This window comes from Micromonospora sp. WMMA2032 (assembly GCF_002688545.1).
Taxonomy (GTDB): Bacteria; Actinomycetota; Actinomycetes; order Mycobacteriales; family Micromonosporaceae; genus Micromonospora; species Micromonospora sediminicola.
The window spans coordinates 6,351,668-6,364,785 of record NZ_CP024052.1; the positions used below are offsets into that span (position 1 = coordinate 6,351,668).

Consider the following 13,118-nt stretch of genomic DNA (forward strand, 5'->3'; position numbering starts at 1 on the left):
CTTCCCTACGCCGCCCGGCGCGCGTGGCGCGCCCGCGCGGTCAACTCGGCCGCCAACTCCCAGGCGTCGGTCAGGTCCCGGTCGACCGCCGCCGCGCCGGCCCCGCCGGCGGTGTCGGCGTGCACGGTGGCCAGCCGTAGCCGGCGCTGTGCCGGGCCCTGGGTGACCCGCACGCTCTGGATCCGGGCGTACGGGACCAGCGTCAGCCGGCGGGTCAGCAGGCCGGAGCGGGCCACGAAGACCTCGTCGTCGAGGCCGGCGCCGACCGCCGCCCGGCTCAGCGGGCGCAGCCAGCGGGCCCGCGGGGGCGGCGGCGTGGCGGGCAACGCCCCCAGCCGTACGCCGGGCAGCACCTCGGCCACGACCAGCTCGCCGGTGCCGGTGTCACCGACCGGGAGCAGCCGGTCCGGGCGGTTGCGGTCGTCCGGCTCACCGGCCGAGTAGCCGGCCACCTCCAGCCGCAGCCGCAGCCAGCCCTTGACCCGCCAGAGCAGCGGCCAGGTCACCCCGACGGTCTGCACCCGGTGCAGCGGCACGGTCTGCATCCGCGTCTCCAGCAGCCCGTTGTGCACCCGCAGGGTGCCGTCGTCGCGGTCCAGCCGGAAGCTCCAGTCGTCGAGCACCCGGCGGATCGGCTGGAGCAGCACACCGGCCATCGCGGTCAGCGTGCTGGCCACCGCGATGAACGACCAGGAACCCTCGGACAGGAACTGCGCCACCACGAACGCCAGGCCGAACGGCAGCAGGAACGCCTGCGGCGTGAGCAGTTGGCTGACCAGCAGGTCCTGGTTGCGCACGGCGTGCAGCCGGCGGCCGGCCGGAGCGGGCGCCGGCGGCGTGGCCGGATCGGCGGGCACGGACGCCGGCGCGCGACCGGCCACGGCGAGCAGCCGCTGCCGCAGCGCGGTGGCCTCGGCCACGCTGAGATAGGCCAGCGGCGCCTCGGTCTTGCCCCCGCCGACCACCTCCAGCCGCAGCTCCGCCAGGCCGGTGAGCTGGGCCAGCAACGGCCGTACCACCTCGACCGCCTGCAACCGCTCCAGCGGGATGGCCCGGGTGCGCCGCCACAGCAGCCCCTCGTACACCCGCAGCTCCCGGCCCACCACGTGGTAGCCGGTGTTCCACCAGCTGATCACCGACAGCACGGTGGCGCCGAGGACGAAGACCGCGACGAGCGCGGCGAACCAGCCGAACCCGACCCGGGACAGCGTCGACCAGGAGAGCCCGGCGATCACCACGACCAGTGACTTCGCGCCGTGCACGGCGGGGCTCAACGGGTGCAGGCGCTGCCGCGGCTCCTCGCCGCCGGCCGGCGGACCCCACGGGCCGGGCGGGGGCGCGGCCGGCGCGGCCCAGGGCCCGGCAGCCGGTCGCGCCGCGTACCCCGGGTGTGGCGGCCCGTACCCCGGGTGTGGCGGCCCGTACCCCGGTTGCGGTCCGTGACCGGGCGGTGGTTCGTGGCCCGGCGGTGGTTCGTGGCCCGGCGGCGGCGGGGCGGGCGGGCCGTAGCCGGTCGCGGGCGGCCAGAGGTGTCCGTTCGTCGTCGGCTCCGCATCGGCGGGCCGGTCCTCCCGGGGCGGGGGAGCGCCGCCGGACTCCGGCTCGCTCCGCCCGCTCACAGGCCCTCCGCCCGGTCCTCGCCCAACGCGGTCAACCGGTCCCGCAGCCGGGACGCCTCGGCCGGGCGCAGGCCGGGCACCCGGGCGTCGCTGGCCGCCGCGGCGGTGTGCAGCTGCACCGTGGCCAGGTCGAAGGCGCGCTCCAGCGGACCCGCGCTCACGTCGACGAACTGCATCCGGGAGTACGGCACGATGGAGAGCCGGCGGACCAGCAGCCCGTGCCGGACGAGCAGGTCGTCGTCGCGTTCGGCGTACCCCCAGGCGCGGACCGCGCGCACGATGGTGACCGCGCGCCACGCGGACAGCAGCAGCGCCACGCCGATCGCGGCGCCGAGCAGCCAGTGCCCGGCGACGGCCCAGATCACGCCGAGCACCACCAGCGCCACGGCCAGCAGGATGCCGAGCCGGATCAGCTCCACCCAGATCAGGTCGCGGGAGATCGGCTGCCAGCGGACCGTCTCCGGCCAGGGCTCCAGCGGCCCGGGCGGAGTGGGCGGCGGGCCGGCGCGGTCGGCACCGTTCACCGGGCGGACCCGCCGTGGCGGCGGACGGCGGGTGGTCGGACGGTCTGCTCGTTCACGATTCGAGCGTAGGCGATTCCGGCAGCGGCACCACCTCGCGCAGGAAGCCGCGCGCGTCGAGGAAGTCACCGAGCGAGGCGCGGTGCGCCGGGCAGGCCAGCCAGGTCTTGCGCCGCTCGGGGGCGTGCAGCCGGGGATTGTGCCAGCGCAGTTGGAACACCGCGGGGGCGCGACATCCCCGCGCCGAGCAGATCAGCGCCTGGTCCGGGATGGGAGTCGTCACCGGGGCGAGTCTAGGGCCGCACGCCGGGAGTTTGAGCGCCGGGCGGCCACGGGGGGAGCCGCCCGGCGACGGGGTGAATCGTACACACGCCGGACCCCTTGTTGTCCACCCGTGTTCAGCGTTTTCCGCGCGGTGGGACGGCGCGGCGGAATCGTGCCTCTCCCGCCCTCGGCTCTCAGCAAGGCATGACAGTCTTAATGCGCACCACGCCACGACGACGACCCAGCTGTGGAGGACCGGTGGCCCAGCCGACCACGCCCGACGTGCCGCACCCGACCGAGGCGGAGCCGGACGCGCCGCCGCCGGCGGCGACCACCACGCCGGCGCAGGACGCCACGCTGCTGGAGCGGGCGCTGTTCGAGATCAAACGGGTGATCGTCGGCCAGGACCGGATGGTCGAGCGGATGTTCGTCGCGCTGCTGGCCCGCGGGCACTGCCTGCTGGAGGGCGTGCCCGGGGTGGCCAAGACGCTCGCCGTGGAGACGCTCGCCCGGGTGGTCGGCGGTTCCTTCGCCCGGGTGCAGTTCACCCCGGACCTGGTGCCCGCCGACATCATGGGCACCCGGATCTACCGGCAGTCCAGCGAGAAGTTCGACGTCGAGCTGGGCCCGGTCTTCGTCAACTTCCTGCTCGCCGACGAGATCAACCGCGCGCCGGCCAAGGTCCAGTCGGCGTTGCTGGAGGTGATGAGCGAGCGGCAGGTCTCCATCGGCGGCGAGAGTCACCGGGTGCCCGACCCGTTCCTGGTGATGGCCACCCAGAACCCGATCGAGCAGGAGGGCGTCTACCCGCTGCCCGAGGCGCAGCGGGACCGCTTCCTCATGAAGATCGTGGTGGGTTACCCCACCGACGCCGAGGAGCGCGAGATCGTCTACCGGATGGGCGTGGCACCGCCGGAGCCGACCCGGGTGTTCGACACCCCGGACCTGATCGCCCTGCAGCACAAGGCCGACCAGGTCTTCGTGCACAACGCGCTGGTCGACTACGCGGTCCGGCTGGTGCTCGCCACCCGCGCCCCGGCCGAGCACGGCATGCCCGACGTGGCCCAGCTCATCCAGTACGGCGCCAGCCCGCGTGCCTCGCTCGGCCTGGTCCGGGCCACCCGCGCGCTGGCGCTGCTGCGCGGCCGGGACTACGCGCTGCCGCAGGACGTGCAGGACATCGCGCCGGACATCCTGCGCCACCGGCTGGTGCTCAGCTACGACGCGCTCGCCGACGACGTGCCGGCCGACCACATTGTGCACCGGGTGATGTCGACCATTCCGCTGCCGGCGGTCGCGCCCCGCCAGCAGGCCACGCCACCACCGGTGGCCGTGCCGCACAACGGTTGGCCCGGGCAGCGGCCGTGACCCCGCCCACCCGGCTGCCGGCCACCGGCGACCGCTCGGGCGCCGTGCTGGCCCGGCTGCAGCTCATGGTCACCCGCAAACTGGACGGGCTGCTCCAGGGCGACTACGCCGGCCTGCTGCCCGGCCCGGGCAGCGAGGCGGGGGAGTCCCGGGAGTACCGCCCCGGCGACGACGTCCGCCGGATGGACTGGCCGGTCACCGCCCGCACCACCATGCCGCACGTGCGGCGTACGGTGGCGGACCGCGAGCTGGAGACCTGGCTGGCGGTCGACCTGTCGGCCAGCCTCGACTTCGGCACCGGGCGGTGGCTCAAGCGGGACGTGGCGGTCGCCGCGGTGGCCGCGCTGGCCCACCTCACCGTGCGCGGCGGCAACCGGATCGGCGCGGTGGTCGGCACCGGGGCGCCGGCGACGCCCGGCCGGTGGCGGGGCGCCTCCCCACCCGCCGGGCCGGGCTCGCTGCACCGGCTGCCCGCCCGGGCCGGGCGGAAGGAGGCGCAGGGCCTGCTGCGGGCGGTCGCCGGCACCGAGATCCAGCCCGGCCGCAGCGACCTCGGCGCGCTGGTGGACATGCTCAACCGGCCGCCGCGCCGGCGGGGCGTCGCGGTGGTGATCTCCGACTTCCTGTCCCCGCCGCAGCAGTGGGGTCGGCCGCTGCGCAAGCTGCGGGTCCGGCACGACGTGCTGGCCGTCGAGATCGTCGACCCGCGTGAACTGGAACTGCCCGACGTGGGCGTGCTGCCGGTCGTCGACCCGGAGAGCGGGGAGCTGCACGAGGTGCAGACCGCCGACCCGGGGCTGCGCCGCCGCTACGCCGAGGCGGCGGCCGCCCAGCGCGGGGCGATCGCCGCCGAGCTGCGCGCCGCCGGCGCGGCCCACCTGCGCCTGCGTACCGACCGAGACTGGCTGCTGGACATGGTGCGTTTCGTCGCCGCGCAGCGGCACGCCCGTACCCGAGGGACGACCCGATGATCCGATTTCTGCAACCGTGGTGGCTGCTGGCCGTGCTGCCGGTGCTCGCCCTCGCCGCCGCGTACGTCTGGCGGCAGCTGCACCGCCGGCAGTACGCGCTGCGCTTCACCAACGTCGACCTGCTGCGCACGCTGGCGCCCAAGGGGCTCGGCTGGCGGCGGCACGCCGCGGCCACCGCGTTCCTGCTCTGCCTGCTGGTGCTGGCCACCGGGCTGGCCCGGCCGGCGATCGACACCCGGGAGCCGCTGGAACGGGCCACCGTGATGCTCGCCATCGACGTGTCTCTGTCCATGCAGGCCGACGACGTGGCGCCGAACCGACTGGAGGCCGCGCAGGAGGCCGCGAAGCAGTTCGTCGGCGAGCTGCCGGAGAGCTACAACCTGGGGCTGGTCTCGTTCGCCAAGTCGGCGAACGTGCTGGTGCCGCCGACCAAGGACCGGGGCGCGGTGACCACCGCCATCGACGGGCTGGTGCTGGCCGAGGCCACCGCCACCGGTGAGGCGGTCTTCACCTGCCTGGAGGCGATCCGGTCGGTGCCGGCCGACGGCGCCGCCGGCATCCCGCCGGCCCGGATCGTGCTGCTCTCCGACGGCTACCGCACGTCGGGGCGCTCGGTGGAGGAGGCGGCCGCGGCGGCGCAGGCGGCGAACGTGCCGGTCTCCACCATCGCCTTCGGCACCGACTCGGGCCAGGTCGACATCGGCGGCCAGCTCCAGCGGGTGCCGGTGGACCGCAGCGCGCTCTCCCAACTGGCGGAGACCACCCAGGGCTTCTTCTACGAGGCCGCGTCGGTCAGCGAGCTGAAGCAGGTCTACCAGGACATGGGCAGCTCCATCGGCTACCGCACGGAGCCCCGCGAGATCACCCAGTGGTACGCGGGGATCGCGTTGCTCCTGGCGCTGTGCGCCGGCGGGCTGAGCCTGCTCTGGACGTCCCGGCTGATCTGAGCCGGGCGCGGGTCGGCGGCGGTCAGTGACCGCCGCCGGCCAGCACGAACAGGACGGCCACCCAGACGGCGGCGAGGGTGAAGCCCAGCGGGGCGGCGTAACGGCTCATGATGGTGCTCCGTGGCGACGGTCGGCCCGGTGACGCGGGCCGCAGGGTGGACCGGGAGGGACGCACACGAAGTCGTGACCGGGTGCTCCGCCGCGCGGCAGGGCCGACCCCGGCGCGGGCCGGGGAGCGGATGCGGTGCGGAGGGCGGGAAGCGGGTCAGCCGCGTCGACCGAGCCGTGGCTCAGCGGGGCTGACGGTGGGCCCGGCCACGACTGGGAGGATCGCTATCTCGCACAGCGATCACCTCCTGCGTTCGGCGGGGCCCGGAGCGCGGGCGCAGAACGGCCCGCAGACGCGATCATCGTACACCCGGGGCGGGTCGGGCGCGCGCTCGGCCGACCGGCCCCGGGTGACCCCCGCCGAGCGGTGGATGCCCGCCGGCCACGCGCGCCGCTGACCTGGTCGGGTTAGCGCTTACCTGTCGGTAACCCCTAGGCTCCGACCGACCGAGAGATCAGGAGCAGAGGGGGACCCGTGGCCCGTACCGTGCTGGTGACCGGCGGAAACCGGGGGATCGGCCTGGCCATCGCGCAGGCCTTCGCCAAGCAGGGCGACCGGGTGGCGGTGACCTACCGGAGCGGCGAGGCTCCCGAGGGGTTCTTCGGGGTGCGCTGCGACGTGACCGAGGCCGACTCCGTCGACGCCGCGTTCGCCGCCGTCGAGGCCGAGCTGGGCCCGGTCGAGGTGCTGGTCGCCAACGCCGGCATCACCGACGACACGCTGATCATGCGGATGTCCGACGAGCAGTTCACCCGGGTCGTGGAGACCAACCTGACCGGCTCGTTCCGGGTCGCCAAGCGGGCCTCCACGAAGATGCTCCGGGCGAAGTGGGGCCGGATGATCTTCATCTCCTCGGTGGTCGGCCTCTACGGCGGCGCCGGTCAGGTCAACTACGCCGCGAGCAAGGCCGGCCTGGTGGGCGTGGCCCGCTCCATCACCCGCGAGCTGGGCAGCCGCAACATCACCGCGAACGTGGTGGCGCCCGGCTTCATCGACACCGACATGACCGCGGCGCTGCCCGAGGAGCGCCGCACCGAATACCGCAAGGCCATCCCGGCCGGCCGGTTCGCCGAGCCGGAGGAGGTGGCCGCCGTGGTCACCTGGCTCGCCTCGGACGCGGCCGGCTACATCTCCGGCGCCGTCATCCCGGTCGACGGCGGCCTGGGCATGGGTCACTGAGAGAGAGCACGGAGGAACTGCGCAATGTCCGGACTCCTGGCCGGTAAGCGGCTGCTGGTCACCGGCGTCATCACCGACGCCTCGATCGCCTTCTCCGTGGCGAAGCTCGCCCAGGAGAACGGCGCCCAGGTCGTGCTCACCGGCTACGGCCGGCTCTCCCTGGTGGAGCGGATCGCCAAGCGCCTGCCCGAGCCGGCCCCGGTGATCGAGCTGGACGTCACGAACGACGAGCACCTCGCCGGCCTGACCGACCGGGTACGCGAGCACGTCGACGGCCTGGACGGGGTGGTGCACTCGATCGGGTTCGCCCCGCAGAGCTGCCTCGGCGGCGGCTTCCTCGACGCGCCGTGGGCGGACGTGGCGACCGCGCTCCAGGTCTCCACCTACTCCTACAAGTCCCTCGCCATGGCGGCGCTGCCGCTGATGTCCTCCGGCGGCTCGGTGGTGGGCCTCACGTTCGACGCGACCAAGGCCTGGCCGGTCTACGACTGGATGGGCGTGGCCAAGGCCGGCCTGGAGTCCGCCTCCCGCTACCTGGCGCTGCACCTGGGCAAGCAGGGCATCCGCAGCAACCTGGTGGCCGCCGGGCCGCTGCGCACCATCGCGGCCAAGTCGATCCCCGGGTTCGACCAGTTCGAGGAGGCGTGGGCCCAGCGGGCCCCGCTGGGCTGGGACCTCACCGACCAGGAGCCGGCCGCGCGGGCCTGCCTGGCGCTGCTCTCCGACTGGTTCCCGGCCACCACCGGCGAGATCGTGCACGTCGACGGCGGCTACCACGCCATCGGCGCCTGAGGTGTAAGGAGGGGCCCCTTGTTAACGCATTCTGCATAACAAGGGGCCCTTCCTAACATTGCCCGCTCGGGCGTTACCGCCATGAGCCGGGGGCGTCGCACGAGCGTCACGGCGGGCGGGGAAGAATAGGGGCCATGGCGTACGACGCGTTGGTGCTGGTCTCCTTCGGTGGTCCCGAGCGGCCCGAGGACGTGCTCCCCTTCCTGCAGAACGTCACCCGGGGGCGGGGCGTGCCGCCGGAGCGGCTGGCCGAGGTGGCTGAGCACTACCTGCACTTCGGCGGGGTGTCCCCGATCAACCAGCAGTGCCGCGACCTGCTCGCGGCGATCCGGGAGGACTTCGCCGCCAACGGCGTCGACCTGCCGGTCTACTGGGGCAACCGCAACTGGGACCCGATGCTCGCCGACACGGTGGCGCGGATGCGCGACGACGGGGTCACCCGGGCGCTGGCGTTCGTCACCAGCGCCTACGGCGGCTACTCCTCCTGCCGGCAGTACCAGGAGGACATCGCGTCGGCGCGGGCCGCGGTCGGCCCGGACGCCCCGCTGATCGAGAAGCTGCGCCAGTTCTGGGACCACCCGGGCTTCGTCGAGCCGCACGCCGACGCGGTCCGCGCCGCGCTCGCCCAGCTCGACCCCGCGAAGCGGGACAGCACCCGACTGGTCTTCACCGCGCACTCGATCCCGGCCTCGGCCGCCGCCACCGCCGGCCCGCACGGCGGCCGGTACACCGCCCAGTTGGAGGAGACCGCCCGGCTGGTGCACGCCGCCGCGGCCCCGGACCTGCCCTACGACCTGGTCTGGCAGAGCCGGTCCGGCCCGCCCCAGGTGCCGTGGCTGGAGCCGGACATCAACGACCACCTGACCAGCCTGGCCGAGCAGGGCGTGACCGGCGTGGTGGTGAGCCCGATCGGCTTCGTCTCCGACCACCTGGAGGTGGTCTGGGACCTGGACACCGAGGCGCTGGAGACGGCCAAGCAGCTCGGCCTGGACTTCGTCCGCGCCGGCACGCCGGGCACCGACCCACGGTTCGTGGCGATGGTCCGCGAGCTGGTCGCGGAGCGCACCGCCCCCGACGGGGAGCGGCTGCGCCGCCGCCTCGGCGAGCTGCCGGCCTGGGACACCTGCCCGGCGCTGTGCTGCGTGCCCGCGGCCCGCCGGCCCTGAGCCCGACCGACCACCGACACCCCTGGGGACGACACGATGCATGACCGCAAGCCGGTGCAGAGCTGGCTCACCGACATGGACGGCGTGCTGGTGCACGAGGGGCAGCCGGTGCCCGGCGCCCCGGAGTTCGTCCAGAAGCTGCGCGCCTCCGGCAAGCCGTTCCTGGTGCTGACGAACAACTCCATCTACACCCCGCGCGACCTCCAGGCCCGGCTGGCCCGGATGGGGTTGGACGTGCCGGAGGAGGCGATCTGGTCGTCCGCGCTGGCCACCGCGCAGTTCCTGGCCGACCAACGGCCGGGCGGCACCGCGTACGTGATCGGTGAGGCCGGCCTGACCACGGCGCTGCACGCCGTGGGCTACGTGCTCAGCGATTTCGCCCCGGACTACGTGGTGCTGGGGGAGACCCGCACCTACAGCTTCGAGGCGATAACCAAGGCGATCCGGCTGATCAACGACGGCGCCCGGTTCATCTGCACCAACCCGGACGCCACCGGCCCGTCGGTCGAGGGCGCGCTGCCGGCGGCCGGCTCGGTGGCCGCGATGATCTCCAAGGCGACCGGGGTGGATCCCTACTTCGTCGGCAAGCCGAACCCGATGATGATGCGCTCGGCGTTGAACACCATCGACGCGCACTCGGAGTCCACCGCGATGATCGGTGACCGGATGGACACCGACATCCTCTGCGGGCTGGAGGCCGGGCTGGAGACGATCCTGGTGCTCACCGGCATCAGCAGCCGGGTCGAGGCGGAGCGCTACCCCTACCGGCCGTCCCGGATCGTCGACTCGGTGGCGGACCTCATCGACGAGATCTGAGGCGGGGCGTCACAGCCGCAGCGGGGCGTTGCAGGCGGCCACCAGGGCCTGTCGGCAGGCGGTGGTCAGCGGCCGCAGCGCCGCGTCCCGCTGCTGGGCCTCGAACGTGTTCACCGCGCCGCCGGGGGCGCTCTCCCCGGCCAGGGCGAGCACCCGGTCCAGCACGGCCGCGCGGGCGAACAGCCGGCGTGCCCGCGGGTCGAAGCCCGGGGGAAGGTCGGTGGTGCCGTCGGGGCGGCGCAGCGCGGCGAGCGCGCCGGCCAGCTCCGGGCGCCACTGGGCGACGTCCAGCCGGGTCAGCGCCGCGGTCGTCTCGGCCAGCGCGGCGGCCAGCTCCGCCTCCGCCTCGGCCGCGCCGGGCGAGGTGAGCGACGCCTTCGGCGCGTCGGCGGGCAGCGGGTGCACCCGCCAGAGCACCGTCTCCCAGGTCATGCCCGAGCCGGAGGTGTGGGTGCGGACCTCCGGCACCAGCCCGAGCCCGCTGGCCACCACGGCCTCGCCGGCGAGCAGGGCCGCGCCGGTGAAGTCACCGGGGCCGGGCAGGCCGCGCGGGTCGCCGGGCGCGGGCAGCACCAGGCGGATCTCGTCCGGGGAGTGCCGGGCCAGGCTGGGCAGCGCTTCCCGCAGGGACACGTCGGTCCAGGTGCCGGGCGCGTCCGCGACCAGATGCTCCTCGTCGCCGGCGATGGCGTCGGCGACCTCGTCGAAGGGCACCAGGCCGGCGCGCCAGGCACGTACCCAGGCGACGAACCGGCTCGACCGGCGCGGAGCCAGCGTGGCCGCGCCCGTTGCGGGGGAGGACATGCGGAAAGGGTACGTGCTCCCCGCCGCCGCTGTCTCGGCTGCCGCTCCGGCGGCGTGACCTGCCCCCAACTACCCCCTTCGCACCGTTTCGTGTCGCCCGGTGGCGTCACGGTCGGCGCGTCGGCGAGCGACACGCCGGGCCGGTGGTTAGCGTGATCGTCATGGCGGGGCGATACGACGGGGACGTGCTGGCGGGCGACTGGCGGCGACGGAAGGCGATCCCGGAGGTCGACGCCGAACCCGACCTGGTGGTCGAGGACGCCGACTCCGGGTTCTGCGGCGCGGTGGTCGGCTTCGAGTCCGGCGCCGTGGTGCTGGAGGACCGGCACGGGCGGCGGCGCAACTTCCCGCTGCTGCCCGCCGCGTTCCTGCTCGACGGCCGCCCGGTCACCCTCCGCCGGCCGACGCGTGCCCCGGTGCCGGCGGCCCGGCGGCGCACCGCGTCCGGCTCGATCGCGCTGGACGGCGTACGGGCGCAGGTCGCCAAGGCCAGCCGGATCTGGGTGGAGGGCGTGCACGACGCCGCGCTGGTGGAGCGGATCTGGGGCGACGACCTGCGGATCGAGGGCGTGGTGGTGGAGCCGCTCGACGGCATCGACGACCTCCCCGCGGAGGTGCGCGCGTTCGCGCCCGGCCCGGATCGGCGGCTCGGCGTGCTGGTCGACCACCTGGTGGCCGGCTCCAAGGAGAGTCGGATCGTGGCGCGGGTGGACTCGCCGTACGTGCTGGTCACCGGGCACCCCTACGTCGACGTGTGGCAGGCGGTGCGGCCGGCGGCGCTGGGCATCGCGGCGTGGCCGGTGGTGCCGCCCGGCCGGCCGTGGAAGGAGGGAGTCTGCGCCGCGCTCGGGGTGGCCGAGCCGGCGGACATGTGGCGGCACATCCTGTCCCGGGTGGACAGTTTCGCCGACGTGGAGACGCCGCTCATCAACGCCATGGAGCGGTTGATCGACTTCGTGACCTCGCCCGCGTAGTGGTTGCTCGCCCCGGGGGTGGCCCAGCCCCGTGGAGCAGGAGCCGCACCGCGAGAAGGTCAGCGCCTCCGTCAACGACGAGACCGTCGCTCAGCCGGCACGATCCCCGCCCCGCCCTCCCTGCTCCGTGATCAAGAGTTCACGCCCGCCTGGAGATCCACACCGACACGAACCCCTTGATCGCCGCTTTCGGGAAAGAGGCGAGGGAGGCGCGGGCGGGTCAGGGGGTCTGGTGGGGGGTGCGGGTCAGGACGAAGGTGGCGATGTCGAGCGCGACAGGGGTTCCGGCCTCGTCGCGGATGACGGTGAGGATCTCGCCGTGCTGGGAGCCGGAGTGGCCGCGCCAGCGGTCCGGTCCCTCCGGGGTGAAGCGCAACGGCGCCCGCCCCGCCGGACCGCCCACCAGGTCGCCGGCGGCGTCGACGTGGAACTCGTGCGCCAGGCCCATCCACCACCAGTGACCGGTCAGCTCGGCCGCCTCGGCGCCGGGCGGCGTGGCCGGGCGCCACGGGGCGGGCAGCGGCGGCTCGGCGTCGAGCACGTGGGTGAGCACGTCGCGGCCCAGCCCGGAGACGTGGTGCCCGCCGCGCAGGCCGTACGAGTTGGCGAAGTCGACCACGGCGGTGCCGGTGGGTCGGTGCACGGTCAGGCCGGCGACGTAGCCGGGCATGGAGCCGCCGTGGCCCACGTAGACCCGGTCGCCGACCCGGTAGAGCTCCACGCCGAGGCCGTGCCCGCCGGTCCAGGAGTCCAGGTCGCTGATCGACACCGGCGCGCACATCTCGGTCAGGGTGGCCGGGTCGAGCAGCGCCGGGTCCGGGTCGGCCAGGAACGTCGCCCAGCGGGCCAGGTCCGCGACGGTGGACCAGAGTTGCCCGGCCGGCGCCATCGCCCCGGTGTCGGTGCGCGGCTCCTCCCGCAGGGTGTCGTGCCAGGGGTGCACGACGTAGCCCGGGGCGTACGGCTCGGTCGGGTGGTAGGTGGTGCGGCGCATGCCGAGCGGCTCCAGCAGCCGCTCCCGCACCAGGTCGGCCCACGGTGTGCCGGTGATCCGCTCCAGCGCGCCGCCGAGCAGCCCGTACGCCAGGTTCGAGTAGTGGTAGACGCGGTGCGGCGGGTGGGCGATCTTCGCCGGCGTCAGACCGGCGAGCAGCGTGTCCAGGTCGGCGCCCTCGGCGCGTTCCCACCAGTGGCCGTCCGGCTCGCGTTGCAGGCCGCTGGCGTGCCCGAGCAGCTGGCGCACGGTGAGCGCGCCGACCGGGGTGCCGGGCAGGTGGGTGTCGAGTGGGTCGTCCAGCGCCAGTCGCCCGGCGTCGCGTTGCTGCATCACCAGCACGGCGGTCATGGTCTTGGTGATCGAGCCGATCCGGTACTGCAGGTCGCCGTCCGGGCGGGGCTGCTCGCCGGCGACCGCCAGGTGTGCCAGCCCGCCGTCGCGGACCACGCCGAGGGCGAGCGACGGGGCGTGCCCCTCGGCCTGGGCCCGGGCGACCAGCAGGTCCACCCGGCGTGCGGTCTCGGGCAGCAGAGCCATCTCGTCCTCCTCGTCGGCGGGCACTGGGCCGAGCCTAGCGATCATGACAGTTCG

At 74.6% G+C, this 13,118-nt stretch carries 14 protein-coding genes; 8 read left to right on the forward strand and 6 right to left on the reverse strand.

Annotation, left to right across the window (positions count from 1 at the left end):
• Positions 1-5 precede the first annotated feature (5 nt).
• From CO540_RS29490 to CO540_RS29500, 3 genes are all read right to left on the reverse strand, one after another.
• A complete protein-coding gene (locus tag CO540_RS29490; protein ID WP_099165018.1) occupies positions 6-1,283 on the reverse strand; it encodes a PH domain-containing protein in 1,278 nt (425 codons plus the stop codon).
• Between the two features lie 332 nt (positions 1,284-1,615).
• Positions 1,616-2,143: a PH domain-containing protein gene (locus CO540_RS29495; RefSeq protein ID WP_099164437.1), complete on the reverse strand. Its 528-nt coding sequence runs from the start codon at positions 2,141-2,143 to the stop codon at positions 1,616-1,618.
• A gap of 52 nt (positions 2,144-2,195) precedes the next feature.
• Complete coding sequence (locus tag CO540_RS29500; RefSeq protein WP_091573470.1) at positions 2,196-2,423, reverse strand: hypothetical protein; 228 nt, start codon at positions 2,421-2,423, stop codon at positions 2,196-2,198.
• Between the two features lie 239 nt (positions 2,424-2,662).
• On the opposite strand from CO540_RS29500, the gene CO540_RS29505 reads away from it, so the two are divergent.
• From CO540_RS29505 to CO540_RS29515, 3 genes are read left to right on the forward strand one after another with little or no spacing between them, the layout of a single operon-like run.
• The gene (locus CO540_RS29505; RefSeq protein ID WP_099164438.1) at positions 2,663-3,772 is read left to right on the forward strand and encodes a MoxR family ATPase; all 1,110 of its coding nucleotides are present in this window, start codon (positions 2,663-2,665) and stop codon (positions 3,770-3,772) included.
• Entirely contained in the window at positions 3,751-4,743 is a 993-nt protein-coding gene (locus CO540_RS29510; protein ID WP_172967966.1) for a DUF58 domain-containing protein, read from the forward strand. Before CO540_RS29505 ends, CO540_RS29510 begins: the two co-directional genes overlap by 22 nt.
• On the forward strand, positions 4,740-5,690 hold the full coding sequence (locus CO540_RS29515; RefSeq protein WP_091573473.1) for a VWA domain-containing protein: 951 nt from the start codon (positions 4,740-4,742) through the stop codon (positions 5,688-5,690). Before CO540_RS29510 ends, CO540_RS29515 begins: the two co-directional genes overlap by 4 nt.
• A 22-nt stretch (positions 5,691-5,712) precedes the next feature.
• Here CO540_RS29515 and CO540_RS30270 read toward each other — a convergent pair whose 3' ends face one another.
• Positions 5,713-5,865 (reverse strand): hypothetical protein, encoded by a 153-nt coding sequence (locus CO540_RS30270; protein ID WP_157779192.1) that lies wholly within the window; start codon positions 5,863-5,865, stop codon positions 5,713-5,715.
• A gap of 408 nt (positions 5,866-6,273) precedes the next feature.
• Between CO540_RS30270 and fabG the strand changes: the two genes are divergently transcribed.
• The 4 genes from fabG to CO540_RS29535 all read left to right on the forward strand — a co-directional run bounded on the left by fabG (position 6,274) and on the right by CO540_RS29535 (position 9,752).
• The gene (gene fabG / locus CO540_RS29520) at positions 6,274-6,978 is read left to right on the forward strand and encodes a beta-ketoacyl-ACP reductase (RefSeq protein ID WP_099164440.1); all 705 of its coding nucleotides are present in this window, start codon (positions 6,274-6,276) and stop codon (positions 6,976-6,978) included.
• A 24-nt stretch (positions 6,979-7,002) separates the two neighbouring features.
• Positions 7,003-7,770, forward strand: coding sequence for an enoyl-ACP reductase FabI (gene fabI, locus CO540_RS29525; protein ID WP_098747963.1), 768 nt, complete (start codon positions 7,003-7,005; stop codon positions 7,768-7,770).
• Between the two features lie 134 nt (positions 7,771-7,904).
• Positions 7,905-8,936: a ferrochelatase gene (locus CO540_RS29530; protein WP_091573476.1), complete on the forward strand. Its 1,032-nt coding sequence runs from the start codon at positions 7,905-7,907 to the stop codon at positions 8,934-8,936.
• A gap of 36 nt (positions 8,937-8,972) precedes the next feature.
• Positions 8,973-9,752, forward strand: coding sequence for an HAD-IIA family hydrolase (locus CO540_RS29535; RefSeq protein WP_091573477.1), 780 nt, complete (start codon positions 8,973-8,975; stop codon positions 9,750-9,752).
• A 9-nt stretch (positions 9,753-9,761) separates the two neighbouring features.
• Here the strand turns inward: CO540_RS29535 and CO540_RS29540 are convergent, their stop codons facing one another.
• The gene (locus CO540_RS29540) at positions 9,762-10,556 is read right to left on the reverse strand and encodes a hypothetical protein (RefSeq protein ID WP_091573478.1); all 795 of its coding nucleotides are present in this window, start codon (positions 10,554-10,556) and stop codon (positions 9,762-9,764) included.
• 161 nt (positions 10,557-10,717) lie between these two features.
• On the opposite strand from CO540_RS29540, the gene CO540_RS29545 reads away from it, so the two are divergent.
• Positions 10,718-11,530 (forward strand): DUF3097 domain-containing protein, encoded by an 813-nt coding sequence (locus CO540_RS29545; protein ID WP_099165019.1) that lies wholly within the window; start codon positions 10,718-10,720, stop codon positions 11,528-11,530.
• Positions 11,531-11,750: 220 nt separating this feature from the next.
• On the opposite strand, the gene CO540_RS29550 is transcribed toward CO540_RS29545, so the two are convergent.
• Positions 11,751-13,064: a serine hydrolase gene (locus CO540_RS29550; protein ID WP_099165020.1), complete on the reverse strand. Its 1,314-nt coding sequence runs from the start codon at positions 13,062-13,064 to the stop codon at positions 11,751-11,753.
• Positions 13,065-13,118: the final 54 nt, after the last annotated feature.